Source organism: Flavobacterium aerium, assembly GCF_030766725.1.
Classification (GTDB): domain Bacteria; phylum Bacteroidota; class Bacteroidia; order Flavobacteriales; family Flavobacteriaceae; genus Flavobacterium; species Flavobacterium aerium.
Genome location: NZ_JARQWR010000005.1, coordinates 24,379 through 47,436 on the forward strand (window position 1 = coordinate 24,379; position 23,058 = coordinate 47,436).

General features: G+C 33.8%; 20 protein-coding genes. 6 read left to right on the top strand and 14 right to left on the bottom strand.

All coding sequences use genetic code 11. From position 1 onward, the window contains the following. Positions 1 to 74 precede the first annotated feature (74 nt). Positions 75 to 1,421, top strand: coding sequence for a DEAD/DEAH box helicase (locus P6733_RS08115; protein WP_306352162.1), 1,347 nt, complete (start codon positions 75 to 77; stop codon positions 1,419 to 1,421). A gap of 60 nt (positions 1,422 to 1,481) precedes the next feature. On the opposite strand, the gene coaD is transcribed toward P6733_RS08115, so the two are convergent. The 3 genes from coaD to P6733_RS08130 all read right to left on the bottom strand — a co-directional run bounded on the left by coaD (position 1,482) and on the right by P6733_RS08130 (position 4,030). Beyond that, positions 1,482 to 1,937, bottom strand: a complete 456-nt coding sequence (gene coaD / locus P6733_RS08120) for a pantetheine-phosphate adenylyltransferase (RefSeq protein ID WP_306352164.1) — start codon at positions 1,935 to 1,937, stop codon at positions 1,482 to 1,484. A 28-nt stretch (positions 1,938 to 1,965) separates the two neighbouring features. Further along, positions 1,966 to 2,946, bottom strand: a complete 981-nt coding sequence (locus P6733_RS08125; protein WP_306352166.1) for an endo alpha-1,4 polygalactosaminidase — start codon at positions 2,944 to 2,946, stop codon at positions 1,966 to 1,968. Positions 2,947 to 3,058: 112 nt separating this feature from the next. After that, complete coding sequence (locus tag P6733_RS08130) at positions 3,059 to 4,030, bottom strand: D-alanine--D-alanine ligase (protein ID WP_306352168.1); 972 nt, start codon at positions 4,028 to 4,030, stop codon at positions 3,059 to 3,061. 105 nt (positions 4,031 to 4,135) lie between these two features. On the opposite strand from P6733_RS08130, the gene P6733_RS08135 reads away from it, so the two are divergent. The 5 genes from P6733_RS08135 to yaaA all read left to right on the top strand — a co-directional run bounded on the left by P6733_RS08135 (position 4,136) and on the right by yaaA (position 11,325). After that, positions 4,136 to 4,750 (top strand): PASTA domain-containing protein, encoded by a 615-nt coding sequence (locus tag P6733_RS08135; RefSeq protein ID WP_306352170.1) that lies wholly within the window; start codon positions 4,136 to 4,138, stop codon positions 4,748 to 4,750. Next, complete coding sequence (locus P6733_RS08140) at positions 4,740 to 5,786, top strand: RluA family pseudouridine synthase (RefSeq protein ID WP_306352172.1); 1,047 nt, start codon at positions 4,740 to 4,742, stop codon at positions 5,784 to 5,786. The genes P6733_RS08135 and P6733_RS08140 overlap by 11 nt, the downstream gene beginning before the upstream one ends. 194 nt (positions 5,787 to 5,980) lie before the next feature. Further along, positions 5,981 to 9,088 carry a DUF6493 family protein gene (locus P6733_RS08145; RefSeq protein WP_306352174.1) on the top strand — a complete coding sequence of 1,036 codons (3,108 nt, stop codon included), beginning with the start codon at positions 5,981 to 5,983 and terminating at the stop codon, positions 9,086 to 9,088. 24 nt (positions 9,089 to 9,112) lie between these two features. Further along, positions 9,113 to 10,447: an SWIM zinc finger family protein gene (locus P6733_RS08150; RefSeq protein WP_306352176.1), complete on the top strand. Its 1,335-nt coding sequence runs from the start codon at positions 9,113 to 9,115 to the stop codon at positions 10,445 to 10,447. Between the two features lie 119 nt (positions 10,448 to 10,566). Beyond that, complete coding sequence (yaaA, locus tag P6733_RS08155; protein ID WP_306352178.1) at positions 10,567 to 11,325, top strand: peroxide stress protein YaaA; 759 nt, start codon at positions 10,567 to 10,569, stop codon at positions 11,323 to 11,325. A gap of 77 nt (positions 11,326 to 11,402) precedes the next feature. Here the strand turns inward: yaaA and P6733_RS08160 are convergent, their stop codons facing one another. From P6733_RS08160 to P6733_RS08210, 11 genes are all read right to left on the bottom strand, one after another. Then, positions 11,403 to 12,989 carry a DHA2 family efflux MFS transporter permease subunit gene (locus P6733_RS08160; RefSeq protein WP_306352180.1) on the bottom strand — a complete coding sequence of 529 codons (1,587 nt, stop codon included), beginning with the start codon at positions 12,987 to 12,989 and terminating at the stop codon, positions 11,403 to 11,405. Between the two features lies 1 nt (position 12,990). Continuing rightward, positions 12,991 to 14,070, bottom strand: a complete 1,080-nt coding sequence (locus tag P6733_RS08165) for an HlyD family secretion protein (RefSeq protein ID WP_306352182.1) — start codon at positions 14,068 to 14,070, stop codon at positions 12,991 to 12,993. 29 nt (positions 14,071 to 14,099) lie between these two features. Further along, complete coding sequence (locus P6733_RS08170) at positions 14,100 to 15,419, bottom strand: TolC family protein (protein ID WP_306352184.1); 1,320 nt, start codon at positions 15,417 to 15,419, stop codon at positions 14,100 to 14,102. Then, positions 15,409 to 16,032 (bottom strand): TetR/AcrR family transcriptional regulator, encoded by a 624-nt coding sequence (locus P6733_RS08175; RefSeq protein ID WP_306352186.1) that lies wholly within the window; start codon positions 16,030 to 16,032, stop codon positions 15,409 to 15,411. Before P6733_RS08175 ends, P6733_RS08170 begins: the two co-directional genes overlap by 11 nt. 356 nt (positions 16,033 to 16,388) lie before the next feature. Continuing rightward, positions 16,389 to 17,159 carry a tryptophan synthase subunit alpha gene (gene trpA / locus P6733_RS08180; protein WP_306352188.1) on the bottom strand — a complete coding sequence of 257 codons (771 nt, stop codon included), beginning with the start codon at positions 17,157 to 17,159 and terminating at the stop codon, positions 16,389 to 16,391. Between the two features lie 137 nt (positions 17,160 to 17,296). Next, positions 17,297 to 18,481 (bottom strand): tryptophan synthase subunit beta, encoded by a 1,185-nt coding sequence (gene trpB, locus P6733_RS08185; protein WP_306352190.1) that lies wholly within the window; start codon positions 18,479 to 18,481, stop codon positions 17,297 to 17,299. Between the two features lie 18 nt (positions 18,482 to 18,499). Further along, a complete protein-coding gene (locus P6733_RS08190; protein ID WP_306352192.1) occupies positions 18,500 to 19,123 on the bottom strand; it encodes a phosphoribosylanthranilate isomerase in 624 nt (207 codons plus the stop codon). 34 nt (positions 19,124 to 19,157) lie between these two features. Then, on the bottom strand, positions 19,158 to 19,943 hold the full coding sequence (trpC, locus tag P6733_RS08195; RefSeq protein WP_306352194.1) for an indole-3-glycerol phosphate synthase TrpC: 786 nt from the start codon (positions 19,941 to 19,943) through the stop codon (positions 19,158 to 19,160). Positions 19,944 to 19,962: 19 nt separating this feature from the next. Continuing rightward, positions 19,963 to 20,958 carry an anthranilate phosphoribosyltransferase gene (trpD, locus tag P6733_RS08200; protein ID WP_306352196.1) on the bottom strand — a complete coding sequence of 332 codons (996 nt, stop codon included), beginning with the start codon at positions 20,956 to 20,958 and terminating at the stop codon, positions 19,963 to 19,965. A gap of 42 nt (positions 20,959 to 21,000) precedes the next feature. After that, positions 21,001 to 21,567, bottom strand: a complete 567-nt coding sequence (locus P6733_RS08205) for an anthranilate synthase component II (protein ID WP_306352198.1) — start codon at positions 21,565 to 21,567, stop codon at positions 21,001 to 21,003. A 36-nt stretch (positions 21,568 to 21,603) separates the two neighbouring features. Further along, positions 21,604 to 23,004, bottom strand: a complete 1,401-nt coding sequence (locus P6733_RS08210) for an anthranilate synthase component I family protein (RefSeq protein WP_306352200.1) — start codon at positions 23,002 to 23,004, stop codon at positions 21,604 to 21,606. Positions 23,005 to 23,058 lie beyond the last annotated feature (54 nt).

Sequence of the window (23,058 nt, forward strand, 5' to 3'; positions counted from 1 at the left end):
CGTCTAAATGGACTTTCTACCGTACAATTTATAAATAAGTTGTATCCAATTTAGGAAAGGAATACCTTTGCCCAATGAAAAAGAAACACCAAACGACAACGATACTTTCAAATTTAGGGATATCCAACCTAAATGGAATGCAAGAAACAGCGCTTACAACAATATTGAGTGACAACAATACTCTTTTATTATCCCCTACAGGTTCTGGGAAAACTGTTGCGTTTTTATTGCCAGTATTTCAAATGCTGAATCCTGAAATTTCGACAGTTCAATGTTTGATATTAGCCCCATCAAGAGAGCTAGCCCTGCAAATTGAGCAAGTTTGGAAGAAAATGGGAACAGATTATAAAGTAAATGTATGTTATGGTGGACATTCAATAGAAACAGAAATTAAAAATTTAAGTAATCCACCTGCAGTATTAATCGGTACACCTGGACGTATTGCCGATCATATAGATCGTGGAACATTCAGTACTAATATGATTGTAACACTAGTATTGGATGAATTTGATAAATCACTACAATTAGGTTTCCATGAACAGATGTCATTCATTATTGGAAGACTAAATAAATTAAATAAAAGAGTTTTGGTATCAGCAACGTCTGATGTTGAAATTCCTAAATATACCCGTGTAATCGATCCAACAATTTTGGACTTCATTCCAGAGGAAGAAGACAAAGTAAACTTGGATATGAAGATTGTTTTCTCAAAAGAGAAAGATAAAATGGATACTTTATTCCAATTAATTTGCTCTTTAAAATCACAATCAGCCTTAATTTTCTGTAATCACCGTGAAGCAGCAGAACGTATTAGTGATCTTTTAAATGAAAAAGGAATTTATTCTGGATATTATCATGGAGGAATGGATCAGGACGAACGTGAACGTATCTTAATCCAATTTAGAAATGGAAGTATTCCGTATCTAGTAACAACAGATTTAGCTGCCCGTGGATTGGATATTCCAGAAATGAAACACGTAATTCATTACCACTTACCTTCCAAGGAAGATGAATTTACCCACCGTAATGGTAGAACTGCAAGGATGTTAGCCTCTGGTACAGCCTATTTAATATTTCATCAAGGTGAAAAACGACCAGATTATATTGATAACTCATTAGAGATATTGACATTGCCAACGACTATTAATTTGCCGAAACCACCAGAATATCAAACATTGTACATTAGTGGGGGTAAAAAGAATAAGTTAAACAAAATTGATATTGTAGGTTTCTTTTCTCAAAAAGGAAAGCTAGAAAAAGGAGATTTAGGATTAATTGAAGTAAAAGATTTTATATCCTTTGCAGCCGTTAAATTTTCAAAAGTGAGAGAATTACTTCAGAATATTAGAGAAGAAAAAATGAAAGGGAAAAAATATAAAATTGAAGTAGCGCGAAAAGTAATTAAGACAGAAAAGAAATAATTATTTTATATACAAAAAGAAGGTGCTGATACTACATCAGGGCCTTCTTCTTACTATGTTTTAAGGAACGCGTACCACTTCTGGAACTAATACTGTATAATCACCACCATTGCGGATTACATCACGAACTATGCTCGAACTGATGTACGAGGTACTAGCAGCAGTAAGTAGAAAAACAGTTTCTATTTTAGACAACTTACGGTTAGTATGGGCAATTGCCTTTTCAAATTCAAAATCGGCAGGATTGCGTAAACCTCTTAATATAAATTGAGCTTTGTATTTTTTACAAAGATCGACCGTTAGACCGGTGTAAGTAATAACACTAATTTTAGGTTCATCTTTAAAGGCATCTTCCAGGAATTTTTTGCGTTCTTCCAAAGTGAACATATATTTTTTATCGGCATTCACTCCGATTGCAATAATAATTTCGTCAAAGAGATGAATCCCTCTTTTAATGATATCATAATGCCCTAAGGTAATTGGGTCAAAAGAACCAGGGAATATTGCTTTTTTCATTTCGTTCTAATTTTTTGTAAAAATACAGTTATTCAAAATATTCAAAGGCATCAATGATGTCTAAATACACACCATTATAACCTGCATCCATAATTTTTTTTAGGTAAGAAGTATTACTTCTATAGATAATACCCTGCCATTCGGTATTCCAATATTTTACTTTATAATTTCCTTCCCAATCGGGATTCTCTGCCTGTATCCAATCGGGTTTATGAGTATTCCAACTCGATTGCCAGTAATACCTGTAATTTTCAGCTTCTCCGATTGACATATAACAAATAATAAGTCTTTTGCCTCCATTAGCTTTTTGTTTCAAAGCTGTGATTTCAGTAGAAGTGAAAGCATCATCATTGAAAAATAAATCCATGATTAAAACATCATAATTAGTTGTTTGTACTGCACTGATGAAAGCTGCTTTAGAACTATAACTGGAAGTATTTATTAAATATAAGAAGTTTTTTGCTTCCGATAATTTAGTGATGACATTGGCATTAGAATGGTAAATAGGAGTAGGAAAACTTGGAATTGCATCCAGTTCTCTTCGGTGCGCTGCAAATGAAATATATGATAATGCGTTATTTGCTGTATAAGATTGATTCACTTTTGAAGTAGTGGAGCAATAATCTGTAACCAAAATTGTTTTTCCAGCAGTTTTGGATCGATTTAAAAAAGCATTGATATAATTGGTTGTCGCAGCAGGAGTTTCTTGATTATCGTTATCATATCCATACCATAAATCCTCTTGGCCATGGCCATCAATGGCATTTAAATAATTCATATTTAAAGAACCATTGGCATTATCATCATTTGAAATTAATTCAATACCATTTTGAGGGATGACAATAAAGTTAGGATTACTGCTTTTGGCTTTGGTACTAATTCCAACAACAAAATCACGCATTTCCTGACGATAATTGACTACTTCATCATCTGATTTGGAACCATCACTAGAAGAACATCCTAATGATAAGAGGCTAAGTAGAATGAATAAGATTGAGTTTGTTTTCATAGGAATGAAAATAATAGTGAAAATGATATAACTATTTTATAATCGATGTTCTTATTAATTCTATATATAACAATTGGGCGAGATAATTATCTATCTCACCCAATGCTCTATTTTATTGTAAAGCTAATGCAATAGCATTGCCAAATAATTCTGGTAAACTGATTCCTGCTGCTCTGGACTGTTGAGGTAAGAGACTTTCGGTGGTTAGACCTGGAACAGTATTCACTTCTAATAAGTGAGGTTCATTATTTACAATAATGTATTCACTACGAGAGAATCCTTTCATTTTCAATACTTCATAAACCCTTTTTGCGATGCTGCCTACTTTCTCTGTCATTTCATCTGAAATTCTAGCAGGTGTAATCTCTTGAGACTTCCCTAAGTATTTAGCTTCATAATCAAAGAAATCATTTTCTGAAACGATTTCAGTAATTGGTAAAACAGTAACTTTTCCTTTGTAATTGATTACTCCAACAGAAACTTCAACACCATCAAGGAATGATTCAATAATGATTTCGTTATCTTCTTTATAAGCTTTCTCAATTGCTGCGGCTAATTCGTCTTGAACTTTCACTTTTGAAATACCAAAACTAGATCCTGCTTTATTGGGCTTAACAAAACAAGGTAATCCTACTGTTTTTATAATCGCATCCTGATCGATAGGGTCGCCAAGGTTTAAGTAATAAGACTGTGCTGTTTTAATACCATAAGGTTTTAATACAGATAATAAATCACGTTTATTAAAAGTCAATGCTGCTTGATAATAATCACAAGATGTATGAGGAATACCTAATAATTCAAAATAAGCAGCCAATAATCCATCTTCTCCCGGTGTACCGTGGATGGCATTAAATACAACATCAAATTTTATTTTGACCTCATTAACCAATACCGAAAAGTCATCCTTGTTTACTGTGTGTTCGATATTGTTATCATCGACCATAAACCATCTTTCCTTAAAAATATGAACACGATAAGTATGGTATTCATTTTTATCTAAATACTGATATACTACATTTCCGCTGGTTAAAGAAACTTGATATTCGCTAGAATATCCACCCATAATAATGGCAACATTTTTCATCTTGAAAGGCATTAAAATTATCGACTTTTATAAAACAAAAATATCATTAATTGTTGAAACTAAAAACCTTTACTATTTTTATATCTTTGCGGTAAATAAAATTATATGAGTTTATCCAAATTCCTTACAAGTCGTGTTTTCGTTAAGCAATTAATTATTGCTGCAGTAATTGTGTTTATTGCTACTTTTTTATTGATGAAATGGTTGAGTGTCACCACAAATCATGGTGAAGAAATCACTGTGCCAGATTTGAAAAAGATGACTGCAACACAAATTGAGTCAAAATTAGAAAACATGGATTTAGAATATGTTATTGTAGATTCTGTAGACTATAGAAGTGATTTCCCTAAATTTTCAGTTGTAGATCAGGATCCAATTGCGGGTGCGAAGGTAAAACAGAACAGAAAAATTTATGTAAAATTAAATTCTTCGGGTTATGCACAGGTGAAAATTCCAGATTTAATTCAGAGAACATACAGACAGGCATTGCCTACATTAAAAGCATTAGGACTTGATGAAGGTAAAATCATCTATGTTCCTAATATTGCAAAAGACATGGTTTTGGAAATGCGTTTTAATGGTAAAAAATTAAAACCAGGAGACCAAGTTTTGAAAACCTCTAAGATCGATTTAGTTTTAGGAGATGGGAAAATTGGATTTGAGGATAATAATACGAACGATACAGACGGGGTAAACATAGATACAAAAAATGAACAATAACAATATTGACAGTCCAGAAATGGATGAAGAATTATTCGAACACTTTAAATTTGAAGTTCCTAAAGGACAATCTCCTTTGCGAATTGACAAGTATTTAATGAGTTTGATTCAGAATGCAACACGTAACAAAATACAAAATGCAGCAACAGCAGGAAATATTTATGTGAATGACATCGCTGTAAAATCAAATTATAAAGTTAAGGCTTTGGATGTAGTACGTATTATGTTAACACATCCACCGTATGAAAATCATATTGAACCAGAGAATATCCCTTTGGATATTGTCTATGAGGATGATGCACTTTTAGTGATTAATAAACCAGCTGGGATGGTTGTACATCCTGGACATGGTAATTATACAGGGACTTTAGTACATGCATTGGCTTATCATTTCGATAACCTTCCTATGAATAGTAGTGAACGTCCGGGTTTAGTACACCGTATTGACAAGGATACTACAGGATTATTGGTTATTGCAAAAACTGAAGCTGCAATGACACACTTAGCAAAGCAATTTGAAGCAAAAACTTCAGATAGAGAATATGTGGCTTTGGTTTGGGGAAATATGGTAGAAGATGAAGGAACGGTAGAAGGAAATATCGCCCGACATGTGAAAGACAGAATGCAAATGGCTGTTTTTCTAGATGAAGAGATTGGGAAACCAGCAGTAACTCATTACAAAGTAATAGAACGATTAGGTTATGTTACTTTGATTTCATGTAAATTGGAAACAGGACGTACACACCAAATTCGTGTGCACATGAAACACATTGGACATACCTTATTCAATGATGAACGTTATGGCGGAAATATCATTTTAAAAGGAACGACATTTACGAAATATAAACAATTCATTGATAATTGTTTTAAAATATTACCAAGACAAGCCCTACATGCTAAGACATTAGGATTCATTCACCCCACTACGGGAGAAAAAATGAGTTTTGATACGGAACTTCCTGAGGATATGAAAGAATGTATCACGAAATGGAGAGCTTATTCTAATTCACATACTGTAGAAGAGGAAGAAGATTAATCTATCATTATGATAAAAATATAAAGCCCGCATTTTCAGCTATGAAAATGCGGGCTTTTTTGTTGAATAATTTTGCTTAAATCCAGTTGTTTCAAATGGGTTTATAATTCTTTTTTTATAAATTAGGGACTTATTTCCCCTGATTATTAATTACTAAGTAGTAACCAATTGGTTTAGATTTATAAAAATTCCCCATGAACAAAGAACTCCTTTACCAAGATGATATATCAAATAAATTCTGGAATATTGCTGCGTCAGGAAATAGTTTTACAGTAACCTATGGTAAAACAGGTACCCAAGGCCAATCACAGACGAAAACATTTGAAAGTGAAGAAAAATGCCTCAAAGAAGCACAGAAAATAATTGCTGAAAAACTTAAAAAAGGCTACTCAGAAGATGGAGAACCTTCTGGTGCAGTGCCCAAAGCAATAACCGCTAAAAAATCAGATCAAGCGACCCTATTAGCAGAATATGATGAGTTAGTGAAACAAGCCAACATTCAAGGACTGTTACCTTTTTTACAAACAAAAGTAAAAGGGCATACTGAGGCGATGAAGAAGAATATTCGGAAAGCCAAAAGGCATTGGATGACTTGGGTTGATTTAACAAAAGAAAAAAACTTTATTAAAAAAGGAGGGAACCAATATGGTATTAGAGGCTCAAAAGCACAACAAAATATTATAGCATTAAGCGCCATTGCCTTATTCAATAGAGCAGAAATTAATTCTTGGGATGAATTGTTAGATGTTTTTAATGAAATGAATGATCCCTATTCTACTGCAATAATAGAATGGGCAAAACCCAATTGGATTGTTGATTTTTTATTAGAAAAAACAGCACGCGATGATTGGCGAACGGTGGATTATGCTGTTCTTCGTCTTTGGGAAGATAAAGGAATAATTGACTATAATCCAGAGTTGTTTGCACGAATGTTATCCCGCAGAAGATGGGGTAATGCGGATGATCGATATGAGAATTTTGATAAATTCTCCGCCTATATTATAAATGATGCAACCATAGTGAAACGAGATGTTTTGGAATTGTTCAATTATCCAACAACTTTGCATCAGCAATTTTTTCATGACCCAGACCCAAAGAAAAGAGAAGAAATAATAATATGGGAGCGCATTTTAAAAACACTACTTCAAGATAAAAAAATAGATATGCTTTGGTTCTTGGAAAAAAGCATACAAATACAAACGAAAGAATGGAGTCTGAATTTAAAATCATTTTTTAGAAAAAGAATTTTAGAAGCAGATCCGACACCCGAACAATTAGTAACACTTCAAAACACAATATTCCCTTTATTACATGCTTCTGTTAGTGCTGTAGTCGTGTTAGGGATTGATTTAAGTAAGAAAATTATAGAAGAGAAGAAATTCGACACAACAGCATTTTTAGAATGGTTGGAGCCTGTAATGATGCGTGAAGATTGTAAAGGAGCTATAAAATCAATATTGATTCTATTTGATAAAATAGCTAAAAAACAACCAAAGTTAAAAGCTAGACTAAGTCATTTGGCTTCCGATGTTTTTATGATTCCGGATTTAAGTTTACAGGAACGCGCCGTAAAAACAATTGAAAAATTAGGGAATGCAAAAGATGCAGTACTCAAAGAAAAATTAGAAATGTATGCTTCCCAAATGCAGGGAAATGTGAAAGTACAATTAACACCATTTTTGGATGCTGAAACTGTTTTGTTACAGGGATTTGAACTCGAAGACTATGTTGTTGTTAAACAAAAAAATAAAGTTCTTTTAGAACAAAATACCGTAATATTACCCGCTGATTGGAATGCAATTTTATTCCAATTCGGAAAATTTATTAGTTCTACGGAGGTTATAGATGCAGAAATAATATTACATAGTTTAACGCTTCAGTCAGATTTATTTCCAGAAGATTATAAAGAACAATTACAGCCTTATTTAAAACAATTGGAGAAAAGTTACTTTGAAGCTGATTATAAAAATATTTTTAAAAACTTTTTCAGTGAAAAAATAAAGGACCTATCGGGGACTTTTAAAGTGAAAAGTGCCTATATCTCCAATTCTAAAACGATTAATTCACTATTGGAGGTTTTAAACGAAGTAGAATATAAAATTAAAAATAAGTCAAAGTTACCGTTATTGAGCTTTCCATCACACTTGCCACATTGGGTTGCTCCTAAAGTGTTAGTAGAGCGTTTACTACAATATCAAGAAGCCAATGAACCGATTAATAAAATTGATTTTGCAATAGCAATCAGTCGAATGCCACGGGAGAATACTACAGAAGCCTTACAGCTTTGTGATCAGTTAAAAGATGAGGTTGCAGATTTGTTACGATATTGTTTAGGAGAAACGAAAGAAATTACACTACGTAAAAATTCATTCTTTTCAAAAATAATGATGCATACGTTGAATACCACAAAAGAAACAGTAAATAATGCCTATTGGGCATTGGCTGCTCGAACTTTTGATCCCCTAGGAACATTCGCTGAGTTTGAAACCACCACATTAAAGGATATTCCTTATGTAGTATCTCCATATTATCCTGAAATAAAAATAAAAGAACAATGGCAGGAGTGGAGAGATTATAAAACAAATGAAAAGATGCGCAATCAACTGCCTTCTATTCTAGATGTTAAGTTAAATGCTTTTCAACAAACTCCAGAGGTACTTTTATACAGTATTGATGCGTATGATAAAACGGGATATTTTTCATATCTCATTGAAGCGGAAGAAAATGTATGGTATTGGCATAGTTTGATGCCACAGAATGATGATCCATTAGCACTTTCAATATTAAAGTATGCTTGTAAAAGTCCAGATGAAAGTAATAATGGACTAAGAGCCTTTTTATATGTAATGATGTTACCGGAATTTTGGTTTACAGACCATTCGATTATGGTATTAGCCTGTGGTTTATTTGAACAAAAGAAACAAAACCGTTTACTTGCCGGGGAAGTATTGATTGATTTGATAACAAAACAAAAAATAGATGTAGATACTATGGGACGAAAAGCAGGGTTTTTAATTTCAGAAAATTATGGTCCCTTACAACGTTTTACAGAAGCCATAACGATGAGTAAGGATATATCTCCTTTGCATAATTCAGCATTGAAGTCATTGTTAGACAGTTGTCTTGAAAATTTAAAAATAGGCGATAAGTTACCTACAAACTTTAAGAAATTGCTTGAATTGTATTTTGATGTACTGACAAAAACAGGACACAAACCAAGTGCAGGAGCGCTTAATTTAATTACTTCTTTGGGTTCTAATGCGAGTATTAAAGCGATAGTGAAGCAAATTTCGAATAATTAAATTTTGATTTAAAAAAGAGAAAATATGTCAGCGGATTTAGAATATAATTATCAAGGAGTTTCAACTTTAGAAAAAAATAAAGGAGGGAATAAATTAGTTTTCGCACATCAAACAGAAATTGAAGAAGTAAATAATATTCCATGTTTCTTTTGGGGAAGTTTGACGGACCCTTATGTAACCGCAAAATGCTGGACTACGATTTCAAAAGTAGTTCGTTCCAGTTTTGGACCTATTCCAGCCAGCTTACGAGATCCAATTGTTTCTGCAGGAGCAGAGCGCCTACGTTTTGAAGGGTTTTCTTCCTGTAATGGAGTGTATGTGCGTTTGGATATGATGCCCGATGCTGTCGATGGAGAATTCATTGCCAGTGGTACAACGAATGTAGATTTTAATGAGCCGATGCTGAATGCTCTAAATGGAATTCAGAAGAATGAAAAAGTTGTTTTAGCCATTGGGCAAAACGAAGTTCAGGTAACAACCAAGCAAGAAAAAGTTGTAGAGAAAAAAGTAAAATTACCCCTGCGATGGATTAAAGGTTTAACAAGTGTTCAGTTGTATTTAGCAGATATGGATTTGTCTTTTGAGCTGAATAAAATACAAACCATACAATTATTTCAAAGTATTCCAAAAGGAAATACTACAGGACAATTTTTCATTACACAAAGAGCAGGGAAATTCACTTTTACTGTAATTGAAAGTCCAGACTCTGTACGTATTGGTGGAGTACACCGATTGAGATTGTTGGAAGGGATTTTACCATTAGTGAAAGGAATACAAATCTATCAATCCCAGGATAAGGAAGCCTGTGCTCTAGTAGCAGAATTTGGAACCATGCGCTTGATGATGGCTTTTTCTCCCGATGCCTATAGAGGCTTTTCTGGAGAAGGAGTAGCCTTAGAGAATATGGTAAAAGAAGTGCCACTAGAATGGGTGTATGGTTTAAATAGTCTGATGAAATCCAATGAAACATTTGATCCCACAATGATGTCTATTGAAAATGATATTCAATTTGATACTATGGACAGTTTGACAGCAAGTTTATCTTCGATGGGATTATTGGGCTATGATTTACATGAAAATCAGCATTTCTATAGACGCTTGCCTTTTAAAACAGAACGTATTTTAAGTTTAAATCCACGTTTGAAAAATGCAAAAAAGCTATTGGATAACGCGGAAATAGAAGTTGTAGCAAAACGACCTGAGTATACAGAAGTGAGAGTAAAAGGAACAGGAGTATATCATACTGTAATTATTGAAAACGATAAAGCAAAGTGTACTTGTGATTGGTTTACCAGTTATCAAGGAAAGAGAGGGGTTTGCAAACATATTTTGGCAGTGAAAATGAGCAATGTAGGCTAGTAGCTGTCTGTTTTTTCTGGGGTATCAATTTTTACAATAGTATAATCAACAGAATTGAATAAGGATGCTGCTAATTCTAAATTGGAATTAGTATTTTTGAAAGTATAAAATAAATGAAAATGAAAATTGTAATATCTCCAGCCAAATCACTAGATTTTGAAACGCCATTACCCATTGAAAAACATACTACGCCTTCTTTTTTAAAAGAATCGAAAATCATACATAAAGTTTTAAAAACACAATCCCCAAAAGAGTTATCAAATTTGATGAGTATTTCTGATAAATTGGCGGCATTAAATTGGGAGCGTAATCAAGCATGGAAAACGCCTTTTACGATTGAGAATGCACGTCCAGCAGTTTTTGCTTTCAATGGAGATGTGTATACAGGATTAGATGCTTATTCTATTCCAGAAAATGCATTTGAAAAATTGGAAGATCGTCTGCGAATCCTTTCAGGTTTGTATGGAGTATTAAAGCCATTGGATCTTATTCAACCATATCGTTTGGAAATGGGTACAAAATTACCTGTGAAAGAATCACCAAATCTATATGGCTTTTGGAAACCAATTATTACGAAGGCTTTGAATAGTGAATTAAAGAAAGGAGAGCTTTTTATTAATTTGGCCAGCAAAGAATATTTTGACGCAGTCGATGTAAAGAAGTTAAAAGTTCCAGTAATTACTCCAGAATTCAAAGATTATAAAGATGGGAAATTAAAAATCATTAGTTTCTTCGCAAAGAAGGCTAGAGGATTGATGGTACGCTATATTTTGGATAAAAATGTTGAAACTATCGAAGACCTGAAAGGTTTCGATTATGAAGGATATAAATTTGATGCCAATCTGTCAAAAGGAAATACACTGATTTTTACACGATAAAATAATAGCATTGATATAAAGAAAAACTCCCGATGTGAATCGGGAGTTTTTTTTAAAATACTAATTAATTACTAAGACTAATGCATAGCATCAGCAGGATTAATTTTATTGGTTCCTTTTTTAATCAACAGGATGATAGGGATACACAATAAGAACATAATCCCGAGGTACATGAAAATATCCATGTAGGCAAGAACAGTGCTTTGCTTCATTACAGAAAGATCCATTGCCTGATAGGCTTTTCCTAAGGCCTCGCTTGAACTAAAACCTTTAGACATGAATCCCTGTTGTAGTTGTGTTACTCGTTGTTGAACTTCAAGTTTACTCACATCTAGTTTTGAAACTAAATCTACACGGTGATCCTGACTGAATCGTGTAATGAATGTCGTGATGATTGCAATACCAAATGAACCTCCTAATTGACGCATCATTCCAGTAAATGCAGCTCCTTCACCTATGCTTTTACCTTTTAAGGTAGATAAAGCTAAAGTTGTAATCGGTACGAAAAGTAATCCTAATCCCATACCTCTTAATATTAAAGGCCAGAACATATGTTCTTTTCCTGTATCGGGCGTAATTACATTATGCATCCAGAATGTAAAGAAAAAGAAGATTAAGAATCCTATACCGACCATGTAACCTTGTGGAACACCTTTTTGAATCATTTTCCCAATAAAAGGCATCATAAAGGCAGTGGTAAGTGATCCTGGAATTAATAATAAACCTGCATCTGTAGCGGTCCATCCCAGAACAGATTGTGTATAAATCGGTAATATTAATGTCGATCCGTACAAACCAAATCCTAAGATAAAACACATAACGGTTCCAATTCTTAAATTTCCATCTTTTAAAACACTAAGATTTACAATGGGATATTTATAGGTCATTTCTCTCCAAATGAATAATAATAATCCAAATACAGTAACCACACTCAACGTAACAATTAAGCCATCGTTGAACCAGTCATCTTGTTGACCATGTTCTAAAACGAATTGTAATGACCCAATAAATGATGCTAAGAATATAATTCCCCACCAGTCAACCTGATTGGCTTTTAGTTTCTCTCCATATTTTGGACTCTTTACATACGTTAGAGTTAAGATCGTTGCAATAATTCCCAATGGGATATTGATGTAAAAAATGTAAGGCCAAGAGTAATTATCCACAAGATAACCTCCTAATGGCGGACCTAATGTAGGTCCTACAATTACACCCATTCCGTAAATAGCTTGCGCCATACCTCGTTTTGCAATCGGATAACTTTCTGTAATAATGGTTTGTGCTGTTACTAATAAAGCTCCACCACCTAAACCTTGAATAAATCGGAAAGCTACCAGTTCCCATATATTTGTGGCATTACCACAGAGAAAAGAGGAAATCGTAAAGATTACAATCGAAACGGCAAAATAATTACGTCGACCAAATTGTTGAGAAAGCCAACTCGTCATTGGGATTACAATTACGTTTGCAATGGCATACGCAGTAATTACCCAAGCAACATCCGTTAGCGTAGCGCCAAGGCTTCCTCGCATGTCTGTTAGTGCTACGTTTACAATAGTAGTATCCACGATTTCAAGCAATGCACAAAGTACTGCCGTAATCGTAATGATTACCCTTCTGTAACCGTATTCAACTAAACTATCTTCTCCATTAGTCGCTTCCATATTACTTTAAATGTACATCTACATCCACATTCATTCCTGGACGTAATAATTTTATTTTTTCTGGATCATTACTAGCGTCTAAGCTAATTTTAACCGGTAAACGTTGAATTGTTTTTACGAAGTTACCCGTAGCATTATCTGGAGGTAATAAAGAGAAACGCGCCCCTGTTGCTGGAGAAAATGAACTTACAGTACCTTCAAATTCTACATTTGGATAGGCATCTACTTTAATTCCTACTTTTTGGCCAATAGCCATTTTGTTCAATTGTGTTTCTTTAAAGTTTGCCACAACCCAAGCAGATTCATTATTGATGATATAGAATAATGATTGTCCGGGTTGAACTACTTGTCCTGGTTGGATATTGATTTTTGATACCTGTCCATCAATTGAAGCAGTAACAACGGTATACGCTAGGTTTAATTTTGCAGCTTCAAGAACAGCTTGTGCTCTTTTAATATTTGCAGCAGCAACATCGGTTTGTTTGTGTATTACTTCAGATTGAGATACAATTGCTGATTTTTGGAAGCTCGTTGCTTTTTGTTGTTGTTGTAAAATTCTAACTTGGCTTTCTGCTTCTAATTTTGCTGCTTCAGCTTGTTCAAATTGTTGTTTGGTGATTGATTTGTTTGCGTATAAGTTTTTATAACGCTCAAAGTCATTAGAAGCTCTTCCTAAACGAATTCTAGCAGTTTCTATGTTACCACCTGCAGAAGAGATATTCGCGTCAGAAACCGATACGTTTGCAAGCGCACCACCTATGTCAGCCTTAGATACTGCAAAACTTCCTTCTGCAGCAACCAAAGCAGCATTTGCTTCTTCTACTTTTACTTGGTAATCTTTGTTGTCGATTGTGAAAAGTGTATCTCCTTTTTTCACATAATCATTGTCTTTTACATAAACTTTAGTAATGTATCCTGTTACACGTGGAATAATAGGATTCATGTTTTTCTCAATTTGAGCATCATCAGTTGATTCATGAGAAAGGGAGTGGATATATTTGTATATGCCATAAGCACCGCCTAATACAACTAATACAGCTAGTATAGCGACGAATTTTTTATTTGTTTTTTTCTTTTCCATGGGAATAGTCTATGATTTTATTTTTTGAATTATTTTATTGATTGAGTTAGTTTTCCGGATGCAGCAAGCAATTCATACTGTCTTTGTGTGATGTTTGCTTTTGCATAAGCTTGATTGATTTTTGCTTGTAATTGTTCTACGTCTGCTTCCAGTAAATCATTTGTATCTGAAAGACCATTCTCGTATTTATCTTTTACAATTCTATAATTCTCTTCTGCTTGAGCACGAGCTTCTACGTATACGTCATTTTGTTTTAAAGATAAATCGTAGTTTTCTTTTGCTTGCTGAACTTGTACTTTAACGTTATCCGTCAATAATTCTACGGCATGCTCTGTTTCTTGTGCTTTGCTTGTCGCTACTTTTACTTCTTTACCATTTTTGAATATAGACGTTAAATCATACGATAATCCTACACCAAAGTTAATTGCATTCGTTACTCTCATTACATTTTGTAAATCGATAGCAGCATAACCACCCACTAAAGACAATGATGGGTAATATGCACTTTTTGCAATTTTAATATTGGTTTCAGAAGCTTTTTGTTGTAAACGAATAGCTCCTAAATCACTTCTGTTCTCAATCGCATCTTGTTCTGTAGTTGTAACATTTCCAAACATGTTTTTATCAAACATTCCTTCGTTAGGTATAATCTGAGTGCTAGTAGGAAGTTTCAACAATGTAATTAATTGGAAGTTGATTACGGAAACATTCTTTTTAGCTTCGTCCAAAGCCACTTGGAAGTTGGATACTTGTAATTTTGCTTTTAGCAAATCATTACGAGCAATCAAACCATTCTGTTCCATAGCAGTGAAATCATTTACACGTTGTGCTGAACTCTTGATATTTTCTTGAATCAAAGCGACAGATTGTTGTGCTTTGTATAAGTTAACATAGCCCATCACTACTTGAACCGCTAATTCTTGTTTTGTTTGTGCTGCATTAAAACCTTCTGCTTGGTATAAGTAATCAGATGTCTTAATGCTGTTTTGAATTTTAAGACCAGCAAATAGAGGATAAGATAAACTAGCTTGTCCTAACATCAATTGATTAACTTTTGGTGCCGTTGTACCTCCTTCAGAATCTGAATTGCCAAGTTTGAAGTTTACATCGGCATTAGTAAGACGTTGGTATTGCCCTGAAAGTTTTAAATTAGGGTATAAGTTGTTTTTTGCTGCCTGTAGTTCATATTGTTTAGTTGAAACTTTTGTATCAGCTAATTGAGCTTCTGTGCTTTTTGTAAGGGCTATATGGATAGCTTCATCTAATGTAAGCGGCGTTTTGTCCTGCGCATTTACGGTCGATATACCTACAACAAAAAGTACCGAAAGCAAAAGGGATTTAACTTTCATAAATTAAAAGTGCTTTAATGGTTTGTTGAATGTGAGTTATTAATTCGTTATTTATGTAATTGTCAAATTTTTCATCCGTATTTAATCCCAACAAATTTTCATAAAATGGACGGTTGGTATTAAAGTGAAAAAAGGTACCCAATATCGTAGGAGGTATTAAAGCGATATTGACATTTTTTTGGAAGATTCCTTTTTCCTGTCCATCATGAACTATTTTTTCTAGAGAAATTAAATTAACTCTTTTGACTTCAGAAAATGATTTATAATCCATTGTTCTTTTCTTGGAAGAAAATTCAAAATGTAAAATCTGATAGATTCCTTTGTTGCAATTTATTTTGGTAACATAATAGTCAATAAGTTTATTGATCTTTTCTAAAGGGGAGATGTCCTCTACAATTAAGCTCTCCAATTTCATTTTTAAATCAGATGTTCTGAAAAAAATTAAAGCCTCTAATAATTTTTCCTTTGATCCAAAATAGTAAGAGATCATTGCGATATTTATTTTGGCTTCTTTTGAAATATTCCGGATTGAAGTTCCGTCATATCCTTTCTCAGCAAATAGCTTTTCTGCTACCTGAAGTATCTTCATCTGCTTGTCATTATACTCAGTCATTTTTTGTGCATTTCAAAATCGAGTACAAAATTAAACACTTGTTTAAATTAAACGTTTGTTTAATTTGTTTTTAACTTAATTTTAACAAAATGAAATTATAGGAAAAAAGAAGAGACAAGCCATAAAATTATTGTAATTTGGCTCCGAAATTTAGGAGCGATAGGGATATAGTAATGCATCGTTTTTCTCCAAAGATTTTGATGCTTAATCTAGCTCTTGTATATAAAAGAGAAAAGAGCAATATCTTCACTTTTAAGTTACTAATATTACCCTTTTTTATTGTGAAATGATCTTTTTTAGTGCTATAGAGTATTTCTATAGTGATTATTTAAAATTTTAATAACCAGTATATTATACTAATTTACATTTAGTATTGATTTAACAAATGAATTGATGCTCTCAATTCCGTTGTTTTTGATGTGATTTACAAACGCACTCCCAATAATTGCTCCTTTTGCTTCTTGAATTGCCTGTGAGAAAGTCTCTGAATTGCTAATTCCAAACCCAATAATTTGAGGGTTTTTTAAGTTCATTTCTGCGACTCTTTTGAAGTAATTTTGATGCGTATTACCGAAACTATTTTGGCTACCGGTTACACTTGCACTACTCACCATGTAGATGAATCCTTGAGATACTTTATCAATATATCGAATGCGCTCATCACTCGTTTGTGGTGTTATAAGGAAGATATTATAAAGGTCATATTGCTCAAAAATAGCCTTGTATTCGGCATCATATATTGCGACTGGAAGGTCTGGAATGATCAATCCATCGATACCAATTTCTTTGCATTTAGCACAAAATTTGGCTACTCCATATTGCAAAATAGGATTAAAATATCCCATAATCAGTAACGGGATTTGCACTGTTTGACGGATATTTTTAAGCTGTTCAAACAGTAATTCTGTGGTCATTCCGTTGTGTAAAGCCTGTGTTGAACTCTCCTGAATGGTAGGTCCATCGGCTAAGGGATCACTAAAAGGAAGCCCGATTTCGATCATATCAACACCACTTTTTTCTAAGTTTTCTATGATAGTTACGGTATCATTTAGACTTGGAAATCCTGCCGTAAAATAGATGGAAAGGATTTTTTTATCTCCTTGTAACTGTTTTTGTATACGATTCATAGTCTTCTGTAATTTAAATTTTATACGTTTTTTCTTTCTTTTTTGAATGAGAAAAACTATCTTTTTTTTAATAATTTAGGCATAAATAACGACTGGAAAAAGGTGGAAGATTGCCTGATTTGAGTAGAAAATAGAGCTTATAATTTGAAATAATTGATGTAGGTATTCAAATCTTTATCACCGCGACCGGATAGATTAATGATGACAACATCATCCTTTTTGAAGGTTTTATAATCTAAAACGGCTAATGCATGTGCACTTTCAATTGCTGGAATTATACCTTCAGTTTTGGATAAAGTAAGTCCCCATTGCATGGCATCGTCATCGGTTATGGCTATGAATTCAGCTCTTTTACTTTGGAATAAATGAGCATGCATTGGTCCAACTCCAGGGTAATCTAATCCTGCAGAAATGGAGTAGGGTTCCGTGATTTGTCCATCTTTAGTTTGCATCAATAACGTCTTGCTTCCATGAATGATTCCGATGCGACCCAAAGCAGATGTTGCCGCACTGTGACCCGTATCAATTCCTTTTCCAGCAGCTTCTACAGCAATTAAACCGACTGTTTCATCATCTAAAAAATGATAAAATGCACCTGCAGCATTACTACCACCACCTACACAGGCGATAACATAATTAGGATTTTCATTGCCTTCTTTTTCTAAAAGTTGGGCTTTAATTTCCTCAGAAATAACACTTTGGAAACGAGCTACCATATCTGGATAAGGATGTGGTCCAACCACAGATCCAATGATGTAATAAGTATCTACAGGATTATTGATCCAATCTCTAATGGCTTCATTAGTAGCATCTTTTAATGTTTTGGAACCTGACGCTGCTGGACGTACTTCTGCACCAAGCATTTTCATACGGGCTACATTTGGAGCCTGACGCTCAATATCAATTTCTCCCATGTAGACAATACATTGCAATCCCATCAAAGCACATACTGTCGCTGTAGCCACTCCATGCTGACCTGCACCAGTTTCAGCTATTATACGCGTCTTACCTAGTTTTTTTGCTAATAGAATTTGCCCAATTGTATTGTTCACTTTGTGCGCACCAGTATGGCATAAATCTTCTCTTTTCAGGTAGATTTTAGTATTGTATTTTGCGGATAATCTTTCGGCAAAATAAAGTGGTGTAGGACGTCCTACATAGTCTTTTAATAGTGCTTGAAATTCTTCCTGGAAGCTTGGTTCTTGTAGGATTGTAAGGTAACGTTGACGTAATTCTTCTACATTTGGATAGAGCATTTCGGGTATAAATGCACCACCAAACTCGCCATAAAATCCTTTTTCATTTACGTGATATGTTTTCATAATATATTGAAATGTTATTTATAGAAAGTCTATTTCATACTTGAAGCGTTTAATCGCATCGATGTATTTTAGACCTGGTTCTAATTCAAATTTACTGTTGATATCAATACTGTGGATGGGTAATCCTGTTTCGATAAGTTCTTTTATTTTTGGATGCTCTTCAATTCCCACACCACCACTTAAGAAAAAAGGCTTGGAATAGGGATAACGTTCTAATATTTGCCAGTTAAATGGTAAACCATTACCGCCTGGTAATTCACCTTTTGTATCAAAGAGGTAGTAATCACAACTAGTTTCATAGGGAACTAATCGGTTGAAATCAAAATCTTCTCCGATTGAAAACACCTTAATGATTTTAATGTTTTCAAAAAGTTGTTTTAATTCTTTGCATAATTCAGGTTGTTCATTACCATGCAATTGAACAATATCCAATTGATATTTTCTAACTTTTGAAACAATTTCTCGAAAAGTTGCATCAACAAATACCCCAACCTTTTCAATAGATTCAGGTAAATCAGGAATAATTCCATTGAAGTAACGAGCTGATTTTTCCCAGAAAATAAAACCCATATAATCAGGATGTAATTTGGCTACATCGATTATGTTTTCAGGATATTTCATGCCACAAACTTTGAGTTTCATTTGCTTTTATTTTAGTTCGTAAAACGTTTTTTCTTTAGTAGACGAATTGATCGATAAATTGTTTCGCACTTATTCCGGGATTATCAGTTTTCATGAAGTTTTCTCCCACTAAAAATCCCTTGTAACCATAGGTTTTTAAGTCTTTAATAGCCTCTACGCTGCTAATGCCACTTTCTGAAATTTTAATAAAATCATCAGGAATATGTGGAGCTAAGGTCTTACTATAGTCTAGGCTTACTTCAAATGTTTTTAGATTACGATTGTTCACGCCAATAATGTCTAAAGTGGGCATAATTGATAGCTCTAATTCTTCCTGATTATGAACTTCTAACAATACTTCTAGTCCTAGACTTTTGGCAAATGAGGACAATGTTTCAATTTCTTTTCGAGATAAAACAGCTGCTATCAAAAGAATTAAATCGGCGCCATAAGCTTTAGCTTCAAGGATTTGATATTCGTCAATCACAAACTCTTTACGTAAAAGTGGTAACTGAACTGAGGCTCTGGCAAGGATTAAATCATCCAGGGAACCACCAAAATACTTCCCATCTGTTAAAACTGAAATAGCACTTGCTCCAGCGTTTTCATACCCAGTTACTACTTCTTCAACGGTAAAACTTTGATTAATTACAGACTTTGAAGGAGAACGACGTTTATGTTCTGCAATGATTCCTGAATTTGAGACCTTTAAGTTTTCGACTAATGAATGGGTTGATCGACCAAAAAGAACAGAAGATTCCAGTTGACTCACCGGAATAATTGATTTTTTGAGTGCAACTTCACGATGTTTGTCGGCAACAATTTTATCTAATATATTCATTTCTTGTATGTTTTGTAAGCTAGTTTTTACTCAAAGCTTGTAGTTTTTTCAATTGATTTAAAGCATTTCCACGAAGTAAACTTTCTTTTGCAAGTTCAAATCCTTCTCTTGGAGTACAGTTTTGCATAGTTACAATTGCCATTGCAGCGTTTGCACAAACTACATTATTTTGTGCTTCAGTACCATTTCCACTTATAATATTCAGAAATATCTGAGCAGATTCTTCAATTGTTTTTCCTCCCTCAATTTGCTTTTGTGTGACCGGTTGGACACCAAAATCTTCTGGTTTAATAAGACCTTCATGATGATTGGATATTGTCTTGGTATTACTGGTCAAGGATATTTCATCATAACCATCTAAAGCATTGAGTATGGTAAAATTAGTTCCTGTATTTTGATATAAATAACCATACATTCTTGCCAATTCTAAGTTGAAAACTCCCACCAATTGATTTTTTGGAAAGGAAGGATTTACCATAGGACCTAATATATTAAAGAAGGTTTTAACGCTTAATTCTTTGCGAATTGGTCCTACATTTTTCATAGCAGGATGGAATAGAGGAGCATGTAAGATACTGATATTGGCTTGTTCAATACATTTTTCTAAAAAATCAATTTCATTGGTAAATCGGATTCCTAAAATTTCCATGACATTACTAGAACCTGATATTGATGAAATACCATAGTTTCCATGTTTTGCTACTTTAATTCCTGCACCAGCAGTGACAAATGAAGCCAATGTTGAAATATTGAAAGTATCCTTTCCATCACCACCTGTTCCACATAAATCGATGGTATTGTAGGCCGAAAAATCAACAGGAATACAACGTTCCAATAGGGCTTCTCGAAAACCTTCTAATTCTTCAATTGTAATGCTTCGCATCATGAATACAGTTAAAAATGAAGCAATTTGACTGTTATTGTAATGACCGTCAGAGATATGTAACAATACGTTTTTCGCTTCTTCTTTAGAAAGTGTATCGTGTTTAATTAATCTATTTAATATATTTTTCATTGTAATAGTGTTGTATTAGTTATTGGATATTGCTTTTGATCATTAGCTATTTACCCAGTTTTCTAATATTTTTTTACCGTCAGGTGTCAATACAGATTCAGGATGATATTGCACGCCTTTTACATCATATTCCCGATGGCGTAATGACATTACTTGTCCATTTTCATCTAGCGAAGTAGCTTCTAATATTGCCGGTAAATTAGGATCAACAACCCATGAATGGTAACGTCCTACCTCAATTTGAGATTCAAGACCTTCAAAAAGAGATTCATCGGAAACCAGAATGTTCACTTTTGTTGCAACACCATGGTATACTTTATCCAAGTTGATTAACTGACCTCCAAATACTTCACCAATAGCTTGCTGCCCTAAGCAAATCCCTAAGATGCTTTTTGTTGGCGCATATTTTTGAATGATTTCTTTTAATAAACCTGCTTCATCAGGAATTCCAGGTCCTGGCGATAATAGAATTTTATCATAATCCTTCAGTTCATCCATAAAAACTTCATCGTTTCGGATGACTGTAACTTCACAATTCAAGTCTTCCAAATAATGTACTATATTATAAGTGAAGCTATCGTAATTGTCTATGACTACTATTTTTTTCATTGTATGTATATTTTAAACGGTCGGTTTATATAAGTCTTAAATGGTTTCGGCTAATTCTAATGCTTTGTTCAAAGCACCTAGTTTATTGTACACTTCCTGCATTTCACTTTCAGGATTTGAATCGGCTACAATTCCTGCACCTGCCTGACAATGAAGCTGATGGTTTTTACTCATAAATGTACGGATCATTATGGCATGATTAAAGTTTCCTTCAAAATCCATGAATCCAATAGCCCCACCATAAAAATGACGGTTTGTTTTTTCTATAGAATCAATTAATTGCATCGCCTTGTGCTTTGGAGCTCCGCTTAATGTACCTGCAGGAAAAGTATCCGCGACAACTTGCATAGTAGTTGCCTTAGGATGTAAAAGTCCAGTGACTTTGGAAACCAAATGAATCACGTGCGAAAAGAATTGTACTTCTCGGTATTTTTCTACTTGAACCCCATTACTATTGCGGCTTAGATCATTACGAGCTAAATCGACAAGCATGACATGTTCGCTATTTTCTTTTTTATCCTCCGCTAATTGTTTTGCCAAAAGTGCATCTTCTTCATCATTTCCAGTACGTTTGAAGGTTCCGGCGATAGGATGAATTTCTGCTTTGCGGTCTTGAACGACGAGCTGTGCTTCGGGTGATGATCCAAATATTTTGAAGTCACCATAATCAAAAAAGAAAAGGTAAGGGGATGGGTTGATACTTCGTAAGGCACGATATACATTAAATTCATCACCTTTAAAGTCTTGTGTAAACCTTCTGGATAATACCAATTGAAACACATCACCACGATAACAATGCTTTTGCGCTAAAACAACATTTTCTTTGAACTCTTCATCGGTAAGATTTGAAATTCCTGTTCCTTTTCGGGAGAAACTATATGAGCTGAAATCTTTTACCGCCATGATTTGTTCTATTTCATCAATATTGTTTTCCCCATTTATATTATGACAGAAGATGTAAGCCTCATTTTTAAAATGGTTAATAGCGATAATGTTCTGATATATGGCATAATAGATATCAGGAATACTCACGCCATCGGCTTTTGGTTTGATGTTAACGGTTTCAAAGTAACGAACAGCGTCATAAGCAATATAACCAAATAGTCCATTATTGATGAATTTGAATTCATTGTTACCCGTTTCAAATTCCTGTGCAAAAGCATCAATAATCATTGGTACATTACTATCCTTTGTAATCAATTCTATTTCTTTTCGATGATCAGGAAATGTTCTGGTAATCGTTTCATGTTCAATTTTGATACTTGCAATAGGATTACAACAGATGTATGAAAAACTATTTTTATTAGCTTGATAGTCACTACTTTCTAGCAAAAGACTATTCGGGAACTTATCACGAATTTTAAGATAAACACTTACAGGTGTAATCGTATCAGCAAGGATTTGTTTGTATTGTGTTTTTAATTTATATGTTTTCATCTTTTTGAGATATTTTCAGTTTGGACAATAAAAAAAGGCTTGTCGTGATGACAA